This is a genomic window from Nocardia sp. NPDC060259 (genome assembly GCF_042728775.1).
Taxonomy (GTDB): Bacteria; Actinomycetota; Actinomycetes; order Mycobacteriales; family Mycobacteriaceae; genus Nocardia.
The window spans coordinates 1-19,486 of sequence record NZ_JBHXAY010000079.1 but is presented as its reverse complement, the minus strand read 5'-3'; the positions used below and the strand labels follow the sequence as shown (position 1 = coordinate 19,486).

General features: G+C 68.0%; 18 protein-coding genes. 9 read left to right on the top strand and 9 right to left on the bottom strand.

What is annotated here, in order from left to right:
• The first annotated feature begins 54 nt into the window (after positions 1 to 54).
• The 3 genes from ACFWF2_RS24440 to ACFWF2_RS24430 all read left to right on the top strand — a co-directional run bounded on the left by ACFWF2_RS24440 (position 55) and on the right by ACFWF2_RS24430 (position 4,222).
• A complete protein-coding gene (locus tag ACFWF2_RS24440) occupies positions 55 to 2,112 on the top strand; it encodes an AMP-binding protein (RefSeq protein WP_379309773.1) in 2,058 nt (685 codons plus the stop codon).
• Positions 2,113 to 2,153: 41 nt separating this feature from the next.
• Positions 2,154 to 2,858: a response regulator transcription factor gene (locus tag ACFWF2_RS24435; RefSeq protein WP_189030254.1), complete on the top strand. Its 705-nt coding sequence runs from the start codon at positions 2,154 to 2,156 to the stop codon at positions 2,856 to 2,858.
• 107 nt (positions 2,859 to 2,965) lie between these two features.
• The gene (locus ACFWF2_RS24430; RefSeq protein WP_379309772.1) at positions 2,966 to 4,222 is read left to right on the top strand and encodes a sensor histidine kinase; all 1,257 of its coding nucleotides are present in this window, start codon (positions 2,966 to 2,968) and stop codon (positions 4,220 to 4,222) included.
• A gap of 103 nt (positions 4,223 to 4,325) precedes the next feature.
• On the opposite strand, the gene ACFWF2_RS24425 is transcribed toward ACFWF2_RS24430, so the two are convergent.
• Positions 4,326 to 4,982, bottom strand: a complete 657-nt coding sequence (locus ACFWF2_RS24425; RefSeq protein WP_379309771.1) for a hypothetical protein — start codon at positions 4,980 to 4,982, stop codon at positions 4,326 to 4,328.
• 276 nt (positions 4,983 to 5,258) lie between these two features.
• On the opposite strand from ACFWF2_RS24425, the gene ACFWF2_RS24420 reads away from it, so the two are divergent.
• Positions 5,259 to 6,419, top strand: a complete 1,161-nt coding sequence (locus ACFWF2_RS24420; RefSeq protein WP_379309770.1) for a hypothetical protein — start codon at positions 5,259 to 5,261, stop codon at positions 6,417 to 6,419.
• A gap of 63 nt (positions 6,420 to 6,482) precedes the next feature.
• On the opposite strand, the gene ACFWF2_RS24415 is transcribed toward ACFWF2_RS24420, so the two are convergent.
• The 4 genes from ACFWF2_RS24415 to pdxH form a co-directional block, all read right to left on the bottom strand.
• Positions 6,483 to 6,842 (bottom strand): FKBP-type peptidyl-prolyl cis-trans isomerase, encoded by a 360-nt coding sequence (locus ACFWF2_RS24415; RefSeq protein ID WP_379309769.1) that lies wholly within the window; start codon positions 6,840 to 6,842, stop codon positions 6,483 to 6,485.
• 32 nt (positions 6,843 to 6,874) lie between these two features.
• Entirely contained in the window at positions 6,875 to 8,188 is a 1,314-nt protein-coding gene (locus tag ACFWF2_RS24410; protein WP_379309768.1) for a citrate synthase, read from the bottom strand.
• 271 nt (positions 8,189 to 8,459) lie between these two features.
• Entirely contained in the window at positions 8,460 to 9,761 is a 1,302-nt protein-coding gene (locus ACFWF2_RS24405; protein WP_379309784.1) for an MFS transporter, read from the bottom strand.
• Positions 9,762 to 9,811: 50 nt separating this feature from the next.
• Positions 9,812 to 10,507 (bottom strand): pyridoxamine 5'-phosphate oxidase, encoded by a 696-nt coding sequence (pdxH, locus tag ACFWF2_RS24400; RefSeq protein ID WP_379309767.1) that lies wholly within the window; start codon positions 10,505 to 10,507, stop codon positions 9,812 to 9,814.
• 96 nt (positions 10,508 to 10,603) lie between these two features.
• Between pdxH and ACFWF2_RS24395 the strand changes: the two genes are divergently transcribed.
• The gene (locus ACFWF2_RS24395; RefSeq protein ID WP_379309765.1) at positions 10,604 to 11,728 is read left to right on the top strand and encodes a citrate synthase 2; all 1,125 of its coding nucleotides are present in this window, start codon (positions 10,604 to 10,606) and stop codon (positions 11,726 to 11,728) included.
• A gap of 85 nt (positions 11,729 to 11,813) precedes the next feature.
• On the opposite strand, the gene ACFWF2_RS24390 is transcribed toward ACFWF2_RS24395, so the two are convergent.
• The 3 genes from ACFWF2_RS24390 to ACFWF2_RS24380 form a co-directional block, all read right to left on the bottom strand.
• Complete coding sequence (locus tag ACFWF2_RS24390; protein ID WP_379309764.1) at positions 11,814 to 11,984, bottom strand: T6SS immunity protein Tdi1 domain-containing protein; 171 nt, start codon at positions 11,982 to 11,984, stop codon at positions 11,814 to 11,816.
• A 558-nt stretch (positions 11,985 to 12,542) separates the two neighbouring features.
• Positions 12,543 to 14,900, bottom strand: coding sequence for a hypothetical protein (locus tag ACFWF2_RS24385; protein WP_379309763.1), 2,358 nt, complete (start codon positions 14,898 to 14,900; stop codon positions 12,543 to 12,545).
• 443 nt (positions 14,901 to 15,343) lie between these two features.
• Entirely contained in the window at positions 15,344 to 15,769 is a 426-nt protein-coding gene (locus ACFWF2_RS24380; RefSeq protein WP_379309762.1) for a hypothetical protein, read from the bottom strand.
• Between ACFWF2_RS24380 and ACFWF2_RS24375 the strand changes: the two genes are divergently transcribed.
• The 3 genes from ACFWF2_RS24375 (at position 15,759) to ACFWF2_RS24365 (ending at position 17,439) form a co-directional block, all read left to right on the top strand.
• A complete protein-coding gene (locus ACFWF2_RS24375) occupies positions 15,759 to 16,643 on the top strand; it encodes a polysaccharide deacetylase family protein (protein ID WP_379309760.1) in 885 nt (294 codons plus the stop codon). The two genes, ACFWF2_RS24380 and ACFWF2_RS24375, sit on opposite strands and share 11 nt — an antisense overlap.
• Positions 16,644 to 16,711: 68 nt before the next feature.
• Entirely contained in the window at positions 16,712 to 17,020 is a 309-nt protein-coding gene (locus tag ACFWF2_RS24370; RefSeq protein ID WP_379309759.1) for a type II toxin-antitoxin system Phd/YefM family antitoxin, read from the top strand.
• Complete coding sequence (locus ACFWF2_RS24365) at positions 17,020 to 17,439, top strand: type II toxin-antitoxin system VapC family toxin (protein ID WP_379309758.1); 420 nt, start codon at positions 17,020 to 17,022, stop codon at positions 17,437 to 17,439. The genes ACFWF2_RS24370 and ACFWF2_RS24365 overlap by 1 nt, the downstream gene beginning before the upstream one ends.
• A gap of 16 nt (positions 17,440 to 17,455) precedes the next feature.
• Here ACFWF2_RS24365 and ACFWF2_RS24360 read toward each other — a convergent pair whose 3' ends face one another.
• Entirely contained in the window at positions 17,456 to 18,091 is a 636-nt protein-coding gene (locus tag ACFWF2_RS24360; RefSeq protein WP_379309757.1) for a hypothetical protein, read from the bottom strand.
• Positions 18,092 to 18,329: 238 nt separating this feature from the next.
• Between ACFWF2_RS24360 and serC the strand changes: the two genes are divergently transcribed.
• Positions 18,330 to 19,451: a phosphoserine transaminase gene (gene serC, locus ACFWF2_RS24355; RefSeq protein WP_378850653.1), complete on the top strand. Its 1,122-nt coding sequence runs from the start codon at positions 18,330 to 18,332 to the stop codon at positions 19,449 to 19,451.
• Positions 19,452 to 19,486: the final 35 nt, after the last annotated feature.

Sequence of the window (19,486 nt, the reverse complement as noted above, 5' to 3'; positions counted from 1 at the left end):
CAATCATCAGGATCTATCGAGCGGGCATCGAAGCGAGGCTAGGGAGTCACGGGGTTGGACACCGAACACGAGTACCGACCGGTCTATCAGACCAGTCTGGTCGACCCAGCCGACTTCTGGTCCGTCGCAGCTCAGGCCATCGAGTGGGATATCCCACCGGAGCAGATCGTCGACGCCGCCGACAAGCGCGCGGCCCGCTGGTTCCCCGACGCCCGGCTCAACACCTGCGTCAACGCGCTGGACCGGCACGTGCGGGCGGGCACCGTCGCCGACGGCGGGCACGCCGATCAGGCCGCCCTCATATATGTCTCCGCTATGACGGACACCACCACCGTCTTCACCTACGCCGAATTACTCGACGAGGTCGCCCGATTCGCGGGAGCCATGCGCGATCTCGGTGTCGTCGCCGGTGACCGTGTCGTGATCTACCTGCCGATGATCCCCGAGGCCGTGATCGCGATGCTGGCCTGCGCCCGCATCGGCGCGGTGCACTCGGTGGTGTTCGGCGGGTTCGCCGCGCCCGAGCTGGCCGCCCGCATCGACGACGCCGAACCGGTCCTGGTGGTCACCGCCTCGGGCGGGATGGAACCCAACCGCCGCATCGAGTACCCGCCGATCGTGCTGCAGGCGCTCGACCTGGCGCAGACCGCGTCGGTGCGCACGGTGATCGTCAAGCAGCGCCCGCAGTTCCCGACCATCGAGTTCCCGGCCGCGCAGCCCGCCACCGATGTGCTGCCGTCCTCGGAGCAGACCGTGGCCGCCCGCTGGGTCGACTGGGACGCCACCGTCGCCGACGTGACACCGGCCGAGCCGGTCTCGGTCGCCGCGACCGATCCGCTCTACATCCTCTACACCTCGGGCACCACCGGGAAGCCCAAGGGCGTGGTGCGCGACAACGGCGGGCACGCGGTCGCGCTGTCCTGGTCGATGCGCAACATCTACGACGTCGGGCCTGGTCAGGTGTTCTGGGCGGCCTCCGATGTCGGCTGGGTCGTCGGCCACTCCTACATCGTCTACGCGCCGCTGCTCGTCGGCGCGACGACCGTGCTCTACGAGGGAAAACCGGTCGGCACCCCCGACGCGGGCGCGTTCTGGAAGATCATCGACGAGCACGACGTACGGGTGCTGTTCACCGCGCCGACGGCGTTGCGCGCGATCCGCCGCGCCGATCCCGAGGCGACCGCGGCCCACCGCCACGACCTATCCCGGCTGCGCGCGCTGTTCTGCGCGGGGGAGCGCCTTGATCCGGCCACCTTCGAGTGGGCGACCGGCACGCTGCTGGCCGGGCACCCCGACACCCCCGTCGTCGACCACTGGTGGCAGACCGAGACCGGCTGGCCGATCTGCGCCGACCCGCTCGGCCTGCAGGAACTGCCGGTCAAGTCAGGTTCGTCCTGCGTGCCGGTGCCCGGTTACCGGCTGCGCGTCCTCGACGCGAACGGCAACCCGGTGGCGACCGGCGTCGAGGGCAATATCGTCATCGGGCTGCCGCTGCCGCCCGGCGCGCTGACCGGCCTGTGGCGCGACCGCGACCGGTTCATCCGCTCGTACCTGTCCGCCTTCCCCGGCCACTACCTGACCGGCGACTCCGGCTACTTCGACGAGGACGGCTACCTCTACGTCCTCGGCCGTAGCGACGACGTGATCAACATGGCCGGGCATCGCCTGTCGGCGGGCAGTATCGAGGCCGCGATCGCGGGCCACGACGCCATCGCCGAATGCGCCGTGATCGGTGTCCCCGACGAGCTCAAGGGCCACCTGCCGCTGGCGTATGTGGTGCTCAAGCAGGGCGTCGATGTCGATCCCGAGCAGCTGCGCACCGAGCTGGCAGAGCGGGTGCGCGAGCAGATCGGCGCCATCGCCACCCTGCACAGCGCGATCATCGTCTCCGGCCTGCCCAAGACCCGCTCGGGCAAGATCCTGCGCAAGACGATCCGCCAGCTCACCGCGGGCGAACACGTCGAGACCCCGGCCACCATCGAGGACCCGGCGGTGCTCACCGCGCTGGCCGACCGCATCCTCGCCAATCCCCCGCTCGGCGCACCGCAGCCAGCGGCGGAGGACTCGCCGACGCCCGATCTCGACGGCGACCCGGTGGCGCCGACGACCTGACCACGGCGGTCGGCGGCGCTGCGCGCCCATAGGATTGCACCGTGACCGATCGTGCTGCCTCTACTGTCCTGGTCGTCGACGACGACGAGGATGTCCTCGCCTCGGTCGAACGTGGCCTGCGACTGTCCGGGTTCCAGGTGCTGGTTGCCCGCGACGGCGCCGCGGCGCTGCGCGCGGTGTCCGAGCGCGCGCCCGACGCCGTCGTCCTCGACATGAACATGCCGGTGCTCGACGGCGCGGGCGTTGTGACGGCATTGCGCGCGATGGGCAACGACGTGCCGATCTGCGTGCTCAGCGCCCGCGCCTCGGTCGACGACAGGATCGCCGGCCTCGAGTCCGGCGCCGACGACTACCTGGTGAAGCCGTTCGAGCTGGCCGAACTGGTGGCCAGGATCCGCGCCCTGCTGCGCAGGCGCACCGACGTGCCGGAGCCCGCAGCGCCCGGCGCGATCACCGTCGGCCCATTGCAGATCGACGTGGCCGGCTACCGAGCGCTGTTGCACGGCAAGGAAATCGAGCTCACCAAACGGGAATTCGAATTGTTGTCGACGCTGGCCAGGAATGCGGGTGTGGTGTTGACGCGGGAACGACTACTGGAATTGGTGTGGGGTTACGATTTCATAGCCGATACGAATGTCGTCGACGTGTTCGTCGGATACCTGCGACGCAAACTCGAAATAGATGACACGCCAAGGATTTTGCACACCATTCGCGGCGTCGGGTTCGTGCTCCGGGAACCGAAATGACCGAGCCCCCGCCGAAACGCCGTCGGAGACAATCGTTTTCGCTGCGAACCAGAGTCGCGGGCGCGGCCGCGGCTGGTGCCGTCATCATCGTTACGATCGCCGCGTTCGTGGGTTTCCAGGCGATCGAACGCAACAATGTGACCCAGACCGATCAGCAGCTCGAGATCGCCTCGCGCATCGTGCTGATCGAGCCGGTATTGGCGACCGGCTTCGTCAACCTGACCGGCTTGCAGACCACGATGGCGCTCACCGTGCGCGACAACGGTCAGGTGACCGCGTCCAGCTCGACCCAGCTGCCAGATCTGCCGCCGGGCTCGCAGACCGTCGAGGTGAACGACCAGCCGTACCGGGTACTCACCACCACCGAGAACCAACCCGCAGGACGCACCGTCTCCCTCGCTATCCCGACCACCGAGTCGGCCAAGGCCACCGCCGACCAGCAGCGCTGGGTGCTGGCGGGCGCGGCGATCGCGGTGGCGGCGGCAGCGGCGCTCGGCTGGCTGCTCGCCGGGCGCGCCGTCGGCCCGATCGTGAAGCTGACCAAGCAGGTCTCGGCGCGCAGCGCCTTCGGTGACCCGGACAACCCTGCCCAGCCGGTCGACGGTTCCGGTGTCGACGAGGCGGTGAAGCTGGCCGACGCGGTCAACACCATGCTGGCCCGCGTCGACGAGGCACAGGCCGAGACCGCCGCCGCGCTGGAGACCGCCCGCGACTTCGCCGCCGTCTCCGCGCACGAACTGCGCACCCCGCTGACCGCGATCCGCACCGACCTCGAGGTCCTGCGCACCCTCGACCTCACCGACGAGCAGCGCCGCGAGATCCTCGACGACCTCGCCCGCAACGAGACCAGGGTCGAGACCACCCTCACCGCACTGGAACGCCTGGCCCGCGGCGACCTCACCGCCGAAGCCGACCACGTCCCCACCGATGTCGCCGATCTGTGCGATCAGGCCGCCCACGACGCCATGCGCCACAATCCGGGCCTGTCGGTGCGGATCGATACCGACGCCGAGCTCGTCACCCGCGGGCTGCCCGCGGGGCTGCGCCTCGCCGTCGACAACGCGCTGACCAACTCTGTGAAACACGGCGGCGCCACCCACGCCGTCGTCTCGGCGCATCGCACCCCGGACGATCACATCGTCATCGCCGTCGACGACAACGGCACCGGCGTGCCCGTCGCCGAGCGTGACTCGGTCTTCGCCCGCTTCGCCCGCGGCACCAATGCCAGCAAGGGCGGCTCCGGCCTCGGCCTGGCGCTGGTGGCCCAGCAGGCCCAGCTGCACGGTGGACGGGCCTATTTCGAGGACAGCCCGCTCGGCGGCGCGCGCCTGGTGCTCGACCTGCCGGTCCGCCACACCCCCTAGACAGCGAAAAGCCCCGCACCCGTGTGACACGGATGCGGGGCCGAATTCACTTGCCTGGCAAACGTTCAGCCATCGAGCGGCGGAACGCGGAGTCCCCGAGGGATCAGGGCAGGACCTGCGGGACCGACTCCGGGATGACCAGGCCGATGACCGCACCGATCACGGCGCCGGTCAGGGCGGTGGAGATCACCGACGGGATGGCGCAGAAGACGTAGCCGATGATGAACGCGGCCAGGGCGGGCACACACATGATCGCGGCGGCGATCGCACCGATGGTCGCGCCGGCGGCGGCACCGTTCTGGACCGGGTCGTGGTTGGCCTTCGACGGGTCGGTGGCGATGTTCTTCAGCTCGGTGCTGGTGTCGGCCGACAGCTGCGGGGCCATCGACAGGGTCTTACCGTCCTCGGAGACCACCGAGGCGATCGCGACGGCGTTGCCGTCGACGGTGTTGAGCTTCAGCGGGACCTCACCCACGGTGACGCCGGCGGCGGACACCACGGTGACGGCGTCGGGGGTGACGACGAACCGGGCGTTGTCGACGGTCGCGGAGATGGTGCGCAGGTCCGGCGAGACGACGGTGCGGAAGTCGACGCCATCGGCGGCACCGGCACTGGACAGGCCGGTGGCGATCTGCGCCTGGCGCTCGGTGTCGATGTCAGCGGCGGCGGTGCCCGCGGTGACCAGCGAGGTGGCCACGGCCAGCGGCAGCGCGGCGACGAGCACACGACGGCCGACGCGAGTGATGTTGCGGTGGAACATGTTCGATGTCTCCCTCCCGATGCCCCCGGCGAATCCCCGAACCCCCCGGACGAATCGAAAAAATTCTCGATGTCGATTGACTCGAGATTTGTACCGGACAGATCGAGCCCATGGAAGACACTGTGACGCAAGCCATATCGGCAAGGGGTTTCGCAGTCCCGGTGACCGGGAAACGCCATCTCCGGCATACCGGCAGTTACCCAGCGCCGCCTTCCTCACCGAACTCTCAGACATCTCCCACGACCCGGCGTGAACTCTGCCGATACCGTCGGCGCCGTGATCGGAAAACGTACTCGTGCCGCCTGTCTCGTCGCTGCTGTCGCGCTGACGGGCGGTGGTATCGCCGCGTGCGCGGGCGCAGGCGACACCCCTACCGGATTCGCGTTGGTCAATGCCGATACCGGGCCGACCGGGGATCGCGTCGCGGCGGCCGTGCGAGAGGCGGGCGGCTACGAGTGGACGGTCGCGAAACCGGGTGAGATCGACCCGGCCGATTACGCCGCGGTGATCACCCTGCCCGCGGACCTCACTTCCTCGATGGCCACGCTGGCCTCGCCGGAACCCAAGCGCGCCAAGGTCACCGTCACCGCGCACGAGGGTGCGGACGAGGGCACGGTGAACGGCGCTGTCGCCGCGGTGACCCACCGGATCGGCGCCTCCGGTGTCGACGCCGCGCTCGCCGCGGTCTCGCAGGCGCGCAATCAGATGACCTCGGTGCAGTTCACCGCGCAACTGCTGAGCGCGGGGGTGAACGCGGCCGCGGGCAGCGCCGACCAGTTCAGTGGCGGTGCGCAGGAGATGCTCGGCTTCCTCGACTTCGCGAAACAGGGTGCGGGAGAACTCACCTCGGCCATCGAGCTGCTGAATCAGACCGTGGACGGCGCGGCCGCGCAGGCGAACCAGCTCGCCGACGCACTCGGCGCGACGGGTGTCACCATCGCGGGCGTCGAGCGCAGCGCCACCGCCCTGGGCACCGGCCTCGACCAGATCCTGCCGCTGCTGCGCGCGCTGCCGTTCGCGAACGATCCCCAGCTGACCGACATCATCACCAAACTCGAAGCGCTGCGCGGCATCTCGAGTCAGGCGGGCACCCAGCTGACCGGCCTCGCCGAATTGACCGGCGCCGCCGTCGATCCCGACACCGATCTCGGCACCCTGCTGCGCACCGTCGTCGCCCGGCTCAACAGCGCCCGCGACCAGCTCACCCAGGGCGCCGAACTCGCCAAGGGCCTGCCCACCCTCGCCGAACAGGGCGGCGCCCAGATCGCCTCCGCGATCGAACAGATGACCACCGGCGTCGGCGCCCTCCAGAACATCGTCGGCAACCTGAACACCCAGACCGGCAAGGCACTGGAGGCCCTCCCCGCCCGCGGCTCCGCCCAGAACTCCGCCCTCGCCCTTGCCCTCACCGACCCGGTCGAGGTCGTCCGGGAGTGACGGTGCGCAGACAACTGTGGCCGGGTTCCGATCGGAACCCGGCCACAGTGTTTGTTCAGCAGGTCAGTTCGCGGCGAGCAGGTCGATGACGAAGACCAGGGTCTTGCCGGACAGGTTGTGGCCTGCGCCGACGGGGCCGTAGGCGAGCTCCGGCGGGATGGTCAGCTGACGGCGGCCGCCGACCTTCATGCCGGGGATGCCGTCCTGCCAGCCCTGGATCAGGCCGCGCAGCGGGAAGACGATGGATTCGCCACGGTCCCACGAAGAGTCGAACTGCTCGCCGGTGTCGAACTCGACGCCGACGTAGTGCACCTCGACGGTGCCACCGGGCACCGCTTCGGCGCCCTCGCCCTCGACGAGGTCCTTGATCACGAGTTCGGTGGGCGCGGGGCCCTCCTGGAAATCGATCACCGGCTTGGTCATTCGGCTATCTCCTTCGATAGTTTCAGTGCGGGCTAACGACCGGCGATGTCGCGGTAGTCACGCTCACCGTAACCGGTGTAGATCTGGCGCGGGCGGCCGATCTTGAGCGGCTCGGAGTGCATCTCACGCCAGTGGGCGATCCAGCCGGGCAGGCGGCCCATGGCGAAGAGCACGGTGAACATGCGGGTCGGGAAGCCCATGGCCCGGTAGATGACGCCGGTGTAGAAGTCGACGTTCGGGTACAGGCGACGCGAGACGAAGTAGTCGTCGGTGAGGGCGACCTCTTCGAGCTGCTTGGCAATGTCGAGCAGCTGGTCGTCGCCGCCGATCTTCGACAGGATCTTGTCGGCGGCCTGCTTGACCAGGGTCGCGCGCGGGTCGTAGTTGCGGTAGACGCGGTGCCCGAAGCCCATGAGCTTCACGCCGTCTTCCTTGTTCTTGACCTTGCGGATGAATTCCTTGACGTCGCCGCCGTTGGCCTTGATCTCGTCGAGCATCTCGAGCACGGCCTGGTTGGCGCCACCGTGCAGCGGGCCCCACAGCGCGTTGATGCCACCGGACACCGAGGTGAACAGGTTGGCGTCCGACGAGCCGACGAGGCGCACGGTCGAGGTGGAGCAGTTCTGCTCGTGGTCGGCGTGCAGGATCAGCAGCATGTCGAGCGCGGCGGCGATCTCGGGGTCGACCTCGTAGGGCTCGGCCGGGAAGCCGAAGGTCATCCGCAGGAAGTTCTCGACCAGCGACAGCGAGTTGTCGGGGTAGAGGAACGGCTGGCCGACCGACTTCTTGTACGAGTAGGCCGCGATGGTCGGCAGCTTGGCCAGCAGGCGGATGGTGGACAGCTCGACCTGCTCGGGGTCGCGCGGGTCCAGCGAGTCCTGGTAGTACGCCGACAGCGCGTTCACCGCGGACGACAGCACCGGCATCGGGTGCGCGTTGCGCGGGAAGCCGTCGAAGAACCGCTTCAGGTCCTCGTGCAGCAGGGTGTGGCGGCGGATGCGATCGGTGAAGTCGTCGAGCTGGGCCTGGGTCGGCAGCTCGCCGTAGATGAGCAGGTAGCTGACCTCGATGAAGGTCGAGCGGCCCGCCAGCTGGTCGATCGGGTAGCCGCGGTAGCGCAGGATGCCCGCTTCACCGTCGATGTAGGTGATGGCCGACTTGGTCGACGCGGTGTTCATGAAACCGGGGTCATAGGTGACGTAACCGGTGCTGGCCAGCAGCTTGCCCAAGTCGAGTCCGTCGTTGCCCTCCGCGGCCGTGGTGACCGAGATCGGGAACTCGCCACCGGGGTACTGCAGTACCGCCTTGGCGTCTTCGGCGACGTTGGTGATGTTCTCAGCGGGCACGGAAGGATCCCTCTCAGGCTAGAACCGTAGGCACCGATGCGGTCGGCACGCGGTGCACTTGCGCTAACGCTAGCTGTTGTTCGGAGCAGACAAGCAATCAGGGTTGTCCTGCGCTGTTCTCACACCGGGGCCGATCGACGGTGAGGTCTGCGGGCATGCGGCGACCTGCGCCGATCCCCTGTTCGCCGCCGTCGCGAGCCGCTGTCGGCCGCCGCGGGAAGACATGCCGGGCGCGGACCGGCAATCAACACGTATTCCCTTCTCGCACAGTTCATTTCACCAATGATTCGGAGTGCGCGCGGGTCACCTGGTAGCGCACGAAGGCGGGGAAGGCGAGCGCGGCCAGCGCCACCCCGATCACCACCAGGACACCGCCACCCGCGGCAGCTACAGCGGTACCCAGGCTCGCCGCGGCGAAACCGTGGGCAACATCACCGATCCGCGGCCCACCTGCGACAACCACGATGAACACGCCCTGCAGCCTGCCGCGCATCTCGTCGGTGGAGACGTTGAGCAACATCGCCGTGCGCAGCGCCGCCGAGATCATGTCGACCGCGCCGCCCAGCGCGAGGAAGGCCACCGCGATCCACAGCCACACCCCAAGCCCGAACACGTGCCCGGCCAGGCCGACCGCGACGCCGAACCCCACCATCGCCACGCCCCACACCGCGATGCACACGATCACCGCCAGGCCCTGCCTGCGGATGCGCGGCACCCAGCCGGAGAAGACACCGCCGAGCACCGCGCCCGCCGAGATCGCCGCGAACAGCAGGCCGAGCGCCACACCGCCCTCGGCCGGATCGTGGAAGGTCTCGTGCGCGATCTGCGGGAACAGCGCGCGCGGCATGCCGAACACCATCGCGATGATGTCGACGACGAAGGAGGCGAGCAGGATCCGCTGCCCGGTGAGATAGCGGAAACCGTCGACGACGGCGCGCAGCCCGGCCCGGCGCTGGTCGCCGGTCGGCGGGAACGCGGGCAGCTTCCACACCGCCCACACCGTCGCCAGCAGGGCGATCGCGTCGATCAGATACAGCGTCGGCAGGCCGAGCACCGGGATGAGCAGACCCGCCAGCACCGGACCGGCGATCATGCCGACGTTCTGCACGGTCATGCTCAGCGAGCTGGCCGCGGCGATCTGCTCCGGCGGCAGCAGCCGCGCGATGGCCGCGCTGCGGGTGGGCTGGTTGACCGCGAAGAACGCCTGCTGGGCGGCGAACAGGCCGAGCACCAGCCACACGTTGGTCATCCCGAGCGCGGCCTGCACCCAGAACGCCACCGCGGTCGCGCCGGTGCCCGCCGTGGTGATGATCAGCAGCGTGCGCCGGTCCATGACATCGGCCAGCGCGCCGCCCCACAGCCCGAACACGACCAGCGGGACCAGGCCGAACAGGCCGGCCAGGCCGACATAGCCGGAGCTGCCGGTGATCTGGAAGATCTGCTGCGGAACCGCGACGACCGAGAGCTGCGCACCGATGACGGTGACGATGTTGGTGGTCCAGAGCCTGCGATAGTCGGGATTACGCAGGGGTTCGGTATCGGCGAGCAACTTCACTCGCCGCAGATTAGCCATCGCCATGCGATCGGAGAACGGTTGCGCGCGGTGACTTACCCCACCACTCGTTAGGGCTGCAAACGTTCCACGGTTGTGCCTGCGCCGTCGATCCGCACGACGATCCGGTTGTGCAGCCTGCCCCGCCTGCCCTGCCAGAACTCCACCTCGTCGGGCCGCAGGAGGTACCCGCCCCAGAACGGCGGCACCGGGATGTCGTCGACGTCGGCGAAGCGGGCGGTGGTCTCGGCCAGCGCCCGGTCCAGCTCGGCGCGCGAAGACACGGGCCGCGACTGCTGCGAGGCCCAGGCCCCGAGCCGCGCGTCGCGTGGCCGCGCCTGCCAGTAGGCCGCGGTCACCTCGGCCGACACCCGCTCGGTCACCCCGCGCACGTGGACCTGCCTGGCGAGCGCGGGCCAGACGAAGGAGGCCGCGGCGTACGGATCGGCGGCGAGCTGGTTGCCCTTGGCCGAGTCGTAGTTCGTATAGAAGGTGACGCCGTCGGGTGAGAGGCCCTTGCACAGGACGGTGCGCGCGACCGGGCGCGGAGCCGGGCCCGTCAGCGCGACCGTGGCCAGCACCATCGCATTGGGTTCGGCGACGCCGAGACCGCGCGCCTGCTCGATCCAGCGGCGCAGCAACGGTTCCCAGCCACCCGCCACCCAGGACTCGTCGAGATCGGCTTCCTCCGGCACCGGCAGGTGGACTCCGTAGTCGACGCGCATGGCGGCGAGGTCGGCCGCGGTCGCGGGTTCCTGGTCACGCATGAGCACAGACGGTACGCCGCAGGGGCGACGCTACTACCCGGTATCCCCAGGGCTATGGTTCAGAAAGATCGGCATGCCCCTGCAAGGAGAGTCACCATGACTACCAGCTCGGTACCACAGGATTTCGTCAGCGGATTGGAAGGCGTGGTGGCCTTCACCACCGACATCGCCGAGCCGGACAAGGACGGTGGGGCGCTCCGATATCGCGGCGTCGACATCGAGGATCTGGTCGCCAACCGGGTCACCTTCGGTGACGTGTGGGCCCTGCTCGTCGACGGCCAGTTCGGCCACGGCCTGCCGCCCGCCGAGCCCTTCCCGCTGCCGGTGCACACCGGTGACGTGCGCGTCGACGTGCAGGCGGGCTTGGCCATGCTCGCCCCGATCTGGGGCTACGAGCCGCTGCTCGACATCGACGACGAGACCGCCCGCGAGAACCTGGCCCGTGCCTCGGTGATGGCGCTGTCCTACGTCGCGCAGTCCGCGCGCGGCATCTATCAGCCCGCCGTCCCGCAGCGCAAGATCGACGAGTGCACCACCGTCACCGAGCGGTTCATGACCCGCTGGAAGGGTGACCCCGACCCGCGCCATACCGAGGCGATCGACGCCTACTGGGTCTCGGCGGCCGAGCACGGCATGAACGCCTCCACCTTCACCGCCCGCGTCATCGCCTCCACCGGCGCCGATGTGGCGGCCTCGCTGTCCGGCGCGATCGGCGCCATGTCCGGCCCGCTGCACGGTGGCGCCCCCGCCCGCGTGCTCCCGATGATCGAGGCCGTCGAGCAGAGCGGCGACGCCCGCGCGCTGGTCAAGGGCATCCTGGACCGCAAGGAGAAGCTGATGGGCTTCGGGCACCGGGTCTACCGGGCCGAAGACCCGCGCGCCCGCGTGCTGCGCGCCACCGCCAAGCGCCTCGACGCGCCCCGCTACGAGGTGGCGGCCGCGCTGGAGCAGGCCGCGCTCGCCGAGCTGCGTGAGCGTCGTCCGGACCGGGCGATCGAGACCAATGTCGAGTTCTGGGCCGCGGTGATCCTGGACTTCGCCGAGGTGCCCGCGCACATGATGCCCGCGATGTTCACCTGTGGCCGGACCGCGGGCTGGTGCGCGCACATCCTGGAGCAGAAGCAGCTGGGCAAGCTGGTGCGCCCGGCCGCCATCTACACCGGTCCCGGGCCGCGTACGCCGGAGGAAGTCGCCGGCTGGTCCACCATCGCCCGCGACTGATCCACCCCCGCATCGCCCGACCGGGCGTCGACGGCTACCCCGCCGCCGACGCCCGGTCGTTTGCTGTTCGGTGACTGCTCCTTGCTCAGAACTTCCAATTCATCACTTGACGCGGCGTCACCGTACTCAGGAACCGGACATGATCAACCGCGTTCACAATCTCCCTTCCACCGGGCATGAACGAGCCACCCAAGCCGACCGCAGGAACATATCCATACATTGTCGCCACATCCAGCCCGCCCAACTTTTTACGCACGGCGGAACAGTGGTTTATCGTTGTCGCCGTCCTCGTCCAACATGTCTACATCAGATCGGAGAGCGAACCATCGCCGCGTAGCGGTCGACGACCGATCCTCGGCCGGGACTATCGCATACGGCTCCCCCAGCCGAGATGCAACCCGCGCTAGCCCCAACTCGCTCACGGGTTCAACATCCATTGGATATTCATCAATTCACAGCCCCTCATCGAGACCGCGTAAGAACTTCATTCTTGCATTCTCAATCCTCTCCGGGGTCATGAAAATCCGCGGAAGCTCAAGGTCGAACGGCGGCTTCCACCACACTGGAACAAAGCCGTCCGGTAGCGCTTCATAGATGAAACACGAGGAGCACCACTCCCACAACCTACCAATTCCCGCGTACTCGACCCCGCGAATCGACCGCGGACTGGCGGCGTCCAGGACGTACCATTGATTTAGCGCGTGCGCCGCGCACGACGGGCATGCGCCCGATACCTGCATTCCCTTCGTAGCAGCGTTGAACACGCGACGCCATTCCCGTTCGATTGAATTCGGCACACCGTGCCATTCACGAATCATCGCTTACCCTCGAGCCACTCCTGCAGCGCATTGCCCGAGCCATAGGGCGTTCCATCGGCTACCGAGAACATGTCGCCATGAACTTCCCCATCGAACGTTCCGTGCCGGAGATAGTAACGCGCATGACTGAGCTCATGCGCAATTGTATTTGCTGCAGTGAAATCATCGACCAGTGCATCCGGCCCAATTCTAATCAAGGTGCCACCATCTCCGCTTCTTGTTACGCCCAACAGGCCAGTTCTCAACTCGTCATCGAACATTATCCGAATTTCCTGCCCACTTCCACGGAGTTTGATACCATACTTCCTCGCAATATCATATAAGTAGACCTCCTTGTCCAGCGAATTATCAAGGGTGCGCTCAACTGGCGGCTGCGTCCGCCCCAAAGCTGCTCGTTCCTCGATTACGGGGGTATTGGCCCGGTTGACGACGGGTTGACGCATGGACCCGTTCGAACTCGGAATCAACCCACCTCGTGGCGCCGAAGTCAGCTCCGAAGGTTCGGGCAGCTGCAACGATGCATGTGCGTGACTTCGCGCGCCTGCCGGGAAAAACCCGACCGACCATTCAAGTTCGTCAAGTTGCTCGAATGATCGAATGCGGTCGGGCAGCCGGGTGGCGGCCGCCTCAAGATTCTCGAGCCGGCCTCGGTCGAAATATGGGGAATAGGAGGGAACTGTCGACCCCGGTCGGGGTTCGCCCACAGGCGATGGTTCTTCACCAGTGCGATCCGGCAGCCGGGTAGACCGTGCTTCGACCGGCATCGGCGCGGTCGACGGTTCGGCTGGTATCGCTCCGCTCGTCCGCGGCGCCGCGACAGCTGGATCCGGGTCATCGAGTCGAGATGCCGGGGCAGGCCCTGTTGTTCTGGGCGGCTCACTCGTGTGGACGGCTCGCTGCCGGTAGCTGTCTACAGCGTCGGCGAGTTGGCGTTGCTGCGTGGTTTTGCCGATGCGGGCCGCGTCGACTGCGTTGTCGGCCGCGGCGAGGGCTTCCCAGGTTTTGGGGGCGATTCTGCGGAGGCCCGCTTTTGCCGCTGCCCCGGTCAGCGTGCCCAACCCGGGAATGATCGATGCGGTGTTGATGCCGAGTTCGGCGGCTGCCCATGCGATTTCCGCGCCGCTATAGTCGCCGCGGTCGTGGGCGGCGTCCCACAAGATGAGGGCCGGTCCCACGGTAGCGGCGACCAGGAAGTCGTTGACTCCCTGCTTCAGGTCGCCGGCGGTGAGTTCGGTGCGGCTTGCCTCGAGCACCTGCCTGCGGAGCTCGGCAGCGCTGTACATCGACGGACGGGTGTTGCGGGGCGGGCTGAAGGGATCCTCGGCGACAGCAATCTTTTGCTGGTCGGTGACCCAGGTGGCGACAGTGGGATCGAGCCACGGGATCCCGGCTCGATTGAGCCGCTGGATCGCAGCGAACCGTTCTTCGATCTCCGCCTGGTTGCGGGGGACATGGTTGGCCCAGACCAGATCGTTGAACTGTTCGCCCGGTGTGTACATGGCCGCGGTCAGCCGTGCTCGGGCTACGTCGTAGGCGGTCGGACCGTTCGGTCCCACCCATACGAGTTGCCCCGCTTCGAAAGCCTTCAGGTCGGCCTCGAGTTGCTCGCGGGAGTAGCTCGAGCCTGTCTGGAAGATTGTTTGCGGGTTGGTGACCGACGGTGGCAGGACCCCGGGCTGGGCGAGCGGGACCGGCACCGTGCACTCCACGGTGGCAGCGACCACTGGTTCTTCGGTGATCTCGGTCGTCGTGACCGGCGCCAGCCCGGGCGTTGTCACGGTTGTTTCCGTGACGCGGATACCGTTTGCGGCAGTGGATGTCTGCTGTATCGAGCTGCCTTCCGGCAGTGCTGTTGCCACCACGACGGGAAGCTCTGAATCCGGGGCGACGGCCGGGTAGTTCGGTACCGTCACCGGGTCTGTCCCACCCGGGAGGACGCCGAGCTGCTGCAGGACCATCGGTGCGCCGGTCGTGGGTTCGCTGGTTGCCGGGGGCGGAGCGTCGGGGGTGGAGGCCGGTGTCGATGGCACAGTCGCCGGAGGCGGTGGCATGTCGGCGCCTTTGGGGACGGCGACCTTCGGCGTCGCGGCCTTGTTCGCGCCCTTCTCTCCGCCGGTGGGGGTATCGAGCGGTGCGTCGATGGGATCGGCCTGCACGGGTGATTGCCGGGCATCGTCGAAGAGCCTGCGGCTGTTGTAGATCCGGTTCATTTGCCTGGCGGCGTCAGCTGGAGATGACACCGAGATGTTGAATACGCGCGGCTCCCGATCGCTGGGTGTGGGGCTGTCCGCTGTTGCCGGTGTCAGCGAGTCGCGCCACTCGATGCCCCGGGTTGCCCAGTCCGGTGTCGTCACCGCGCGGCCTGTGCGGTGAGACGGCATCGGTAGTGCTGCGCAGCGGTGGCGTGGTGGTCGAGATGGGGGCTGAGGTGGTCCGTTTCGGACACGGGATCCTCCTGGATGCAGGCACGAAAAAGCCCCGGCCGATCGGCCGGGGCTCTACCTGTGCTGTGAACGTTGCGATTGCCAGGGGCAGGGGATCGAAGCAGACACTGCGAGTTCGCGATCGGCGATGGATCCCATTCCTGGGGACGGTGCAGGACTGCGTCCCTCGACGGCACCGGGGCGACAGCCGCTCGAGTGGAGGTCACTGCAAGGACCGAACCGCGCATGCCAAGAGCTACACGTCTGCGCCAGAGGCAGGCGAGTCCCTACCATCGTCGAGAAATGATGGGAGGCTTGAGAATTGGGCACAGCGCGGCCCGACCGGTCAATTGAAGATCAAGTTGCGGCGTTGGTCAATGGTCGAGCATGTTTGTCCTGCTCAGGCCATGCGCCACGACCGGATCAGCGGCCTGGAAGCGCCGAATAATGCGGCGGCGCAAGGTCTCTGCATCAATCCAATTGAATCCTCCCCGCCCCCGCAGGCTGGCGCGCGGATGAAGCTGAGGCAGCAAGCCAAGCCGGTGCGCCCGGTAGCCATCTACACCGGCCCTGGCCCGGGCGTACGCCCGAGAGGTGGCCGGCTGGTCCACCATCGCGCGGGACTGCTCGCCCCGAATATCTGACGGGCAAGCCGGTCGGCACACTGTGCCGACCGACGCCTGGCTCATTTCCGGCAAATGCCCGTGTCGCCTGCTTCCTGCGCGATCGACCTGCGAGAACACGTTCAGCACGCGCCACCCTCGGTTCGGCGATACGATCCGGGCGAATGTGATCGACAAGGGGTGGATTGTGCAGGACAACGGACTGTCGCGGCGTCGCCTTTTCAGCGCTTGCACAGCGTTCGCAGCCAGCGCGATCACCGGATGCGGTGCCGCGCAAGGTGATTCAGCGCAGCCGGCACCGCTCACCGCCCAGCCGATCTCCACCGCGATCACCCCGCCCGCGATCGCGCCTCCCGCTGTATCCCCTGCCGTGGTCGCTGCCAGGCACGCTGGCGCGCAACCACACGCGTGGGGCGTCGCGCTACCGGGCATCACCAGCGGTTTCCCCGCAGCGGGCAAGCAGTTCGCGCTCACCTTCGACGCGTGCGGCGGAGCGGGCAACAGCCAGCTCGACCAGGCACTGATCGACCTGCTGATCGCCGAGCAGGTCCCGGCGACCCTGTTCCTCAACAAGCGCTGGATCGACGCCGACCCCGCCCGCGTCCAGCACCTCGCCGCGAACCCGCTGTTCGAGATCGCCTCCCACGGCGTCGCCCACAAACCACTCTCGGTCACCGGCCGCGCCGCCTACAACATCGCGGGCACCGTCTCGGCCGAGGAGGCGGTGCACGAAGTGTGGGCCAACCACGAACGGATCACCGAGGTCACCGGCAAACCACCACGCTTCTTCCGCGCGGGCACCGCCCACTACGACGACGTAGCGGTCGCCATCGTCACCGAACTGGGCGAGAAACCCCTGGGCTTTACCATCAACGCCGACTTCGGCGCGACCGCGTCAGCGGCCCAGGTCCAGCGCGCGATGAGCGCGGCCACCCCGGGCGGAATCGCCCTCGCGCACATGCACCGCCCGAAATCCGGCACCGCGGTAGGCATGGCCGCCGCGATCCCCGCACTGCGCGCGGCGGGGTTCAGCTTCGTGCACCTGCCATAGCGGTCCTGCGCCGAGCTCGCGTAGCAATGTCGTAGCTCGCGCGTAGCACCACGGGCTACCATGGATAGATGAGCACACCGGCCGAGCTGCCAGAAATTCCGCAGCGGGAGCTTCGCAACGAGGCGAGCAGGGTGCTGCGTGAGGTCCGCGGCGGCCAGTCCTACACCATCACCGTGGACGGAGCACCGGTCGCCGACCTGATTCCGCATCGGCACCAGCGGCGTCGTGTCGCGGTGCCGCGAGAAGAAGTGCTCGCCGCGTTCGCCGGACTCGCATCATCGCTCGCCGAATCCGACGATGCCATCGACGACTCGCTGTACGACCCCTACGATCGCGCATATCAGCGCGGCGCCTTCGCCCCGAAAGACCGCGGGTGATGCCCGAGCGAACACGTGGCCTGGTCGACACCAACGTCGTCATTCTGGTCGATGAGCTGGACCCGGCGGAGTTGCCGGAGGAGATCGTCGTCAGCTCGATCACCATGGCCGAGTTGGCAGCCGGACCTCACTACACCACCGACGCGGGTGAACGTGCGGTGCGGATCGAGCGCCTGCAGAATGCCGAGGCGCTGTTCGATCCACTTCCGTTCGACACGCGCGCAGCCCGGCGCTATGGCCACGTGATCGCGGCGGTGCTCACCGCGGGACGAAACCCCAAGCCGAGACGAGTCGACCTGCTGATCGCCTCGATCGCGTCGGTACACCGGTTGCCGCTGTACACGGTGAATCCGAAGGACTTCACCGGCTTGGAGGGACTTGTCGAGCTCCGGGCAGTCACTCACCCTGGTGAACGGTAGCCCGGGTTCCGGTGACTCAGGTCAGGGCGGAGAAGTCGATGGCGACGGAGCTGCCCCGGTCGACGGTGAAGAACGCGGCATCGAGGCGAGCGCCGAGTTCGATCTGGCCGACCGCGGCGAGCGGGACCGGCTGGATCAGCCGCACTCGCCATGGTGTCGGCTCGTCCCAGGCGCGCAGTTCGAGGTCGAGGCGCAGCACCGGGTCGTCGCGGCCGGTGTAGTCGGCGGCGATCGGGGCGACGGCGAGCACGGTGGCCTCCGCCCTGCGCCCGTTGGCCAGGATCTTGGCGGCCGCGCTCCGGCCGGACTGCGGGACCTCGGGCACGAACAGCACCACGCGTTCCCGGTCGCCCGGGTCGACCCGGCATCCGACGGTATCGCCGGGCTGCATCCATTCCAGGTCCTGGCTACGCACCCGCTGCCGCACCCGCGCGTCGTAGGCCAGCTCGCCGGGCACCTGCACCCGCACGGAGAACCGGTAACCGCACTCCCCGCGCCGTGACCGCACCGACAGCACCGTCGCGGTGGCGGGTAACCCCCTGATCAGCAACTCCCGCCGCGAACTCTCGGCCAGTAACGACGGCCGCCTCCCGAACACCCAGGCACACCGGTCGAGCAGGGTCCGACCAGGGTCGACCACCACGAGGCTCATAGCAGAAGAGTAATGCGAACTGCCTACTCACAAGGGCAAATTCCCCGCACTCCCAGCCATGCCGGAGGAGGACAACTACGCCGTGCGTTCACTGATCGCGGTTTCGGTCAGGATTCGCACCGATCGCGTCGATAGTGTGCGGTCGGCGCAGTGGAACCAGCCCCACCCCGCGTGTCCCGCCTCACAGCACCCACCCCACCCCGACAACTCCCGCGCCCCCACCACTAAACTCACCCCCATGACCAGTGCGTTCCCGACCATTCCCGCCGACCTCAAGCCCGCCGACGGACGGTTCGGCTGCGGCCCGTCCAAGGTCCGCCCGGAGCAGCTGCAGTCCCTGGTGACTGTCGGCGCCTCGGTGTTCGGTACCTCGCATCGCCAGAAGCCGGTCAAGGACGTGGTCGCGCGCGTGCGCAACGGCCTGCGTGAGCTGTTCTCGCTGCCCGAGGGCTACGAGGTCGTGCTCGGCAACGGTGGCACCACCGCGTTCTGGGATGCCGCCGCGTTCGGCCTGATCCGCGAGCGTTCGCTGCACCTGACCAACGGTGAGTTCTCCTCGAAGTTCGCCTCGGTCGCCAAGGGCAACCCCTTCATCGGTGACCCGATCGTCGTCTCCTCGGAGCCGGGCAGCGCGCCCGAGCCCGTCTCGGACCCCTCGGTCGACCTCATCGGCTGGGCCCACAACGAGACCTCGACCGGTGTGTCCATCCCGGTCTCGCGTCCGGTCGGCTCGGAGAACGCCCTGATCGCCATCGACGCCACCTCCGGCGCAGGCGGCCTGCCGGTGAACATCGCCGACGCCGACGTCTACTACTTCGCCCCGCAGAAGTGCTTCGCCGCCGACGGTGGCCTGTGGATCGCGATCATGAGCCCGGCCGCGCTGGCCCGCGTCGCGGAGATCAAGGCCTCGGGTCGCTGGACCCCGGAGTTCCTGTCGCTGCCGATCGCCATCGACAACTCCACCAAGGACCAGACCTACAACACCCCGGCGCTGGCCACCCTGCTGCTGTTCGCCGACCAGATCGAGTGGATGAACGCCAACGGCGGCCTGGACTGGACCGTCAAGCGCACCCTCGACTCGTCCTCGCGCCTGTACTCGTGGGCCGAGTCGAGCTCCTTCGCCACCCCGTACGTCACCGATCCGGCGCACCGTTCGCAGGTCGTCGGCACCATCGACTTCGACGACGCCGTCGACGCCGCCCAGGTCGCCAAGATCCTGCGCGCCAACGGCATCGTCGACACCGAGCCGTACCGGAAGCTGGGCCGTAACCAGCTGCGCGTCGGCATGTTCCCGGCGATCGACCCGGAAGACGTGTCGCAGCTGACCCGTTCGATCGACTGGGTTGTCGGCCAGCTCTGAGATAAGACCGCAATCAGGGCCGGTGCCCGGTGAAC

Bases quoted from the DNA above. Each gene is read 5' to 3' on its own strand.
- ACFWF2_RS24425 (WP_379309771.1), bottom strand. From the start codon at position 4,982: ATGTTCCACCGCAACATCACTCGCGTCGGCCGTCGTGTGCTCGTCGCC.
- ACFWF2_RS24365 (WP_379309758.1), top strand. From the start codon at position 17,020: ATGCCCGAGCGAACACGTGGCCTGGTCGACACCAACGTCGTCATTCTG.
- ACFWF2_RS24360 (WP_379309757.1), bottom strand. From the start codon at position 18,091: ATGAGCCTCGTGGTGGTCGACCCTGGTCGGACCCTGCTCGACCGGTGT.
- ACFWF2_RS24370 (WP_379309759.1), top strand. From the start codon at position 16,712: ATGAGCACACCGGCCGAGCTGCCAGAAATTCCGCAGCGGGAGCTTCGC.
- pdxH (WP_379309767.1), bottom strand. From the start codon at position 10,507: ATGCGTGACCAGGAACCCGCGACCGCGGCCGACCTCGCCGCCATGCGC.
- ACFWF2_RS24395 (WP_379309765.1), top strand. From the start codon at position 10,604: ATGACTACCAGCTCGGTACCACAGGATTTCGTCAGCGGATTGGAAGGC.
- serC (WP_378850653.1), top strand. From the start codon at position 18,330: ATGACCAGTGCGTTCCCGACCATTCCCGCCGACCTCAAGCCCGCCGAC.
- ACFWF2_RS24405 (WP_379309784.1), bottom strand. From the start codon at position 9,761: ATGGCTAATCTGCGGCGAGTGAAGTTGCTCGCCGATACCGAACCCCTG.
- ACFWF2_RS24415 (WP_379309769.1), bottom strand. From the start codon at position 6,842: ATGACCAAGCCGGTGATCGATTTCCAGGAGGGCCCCGCGCCCACCGAA.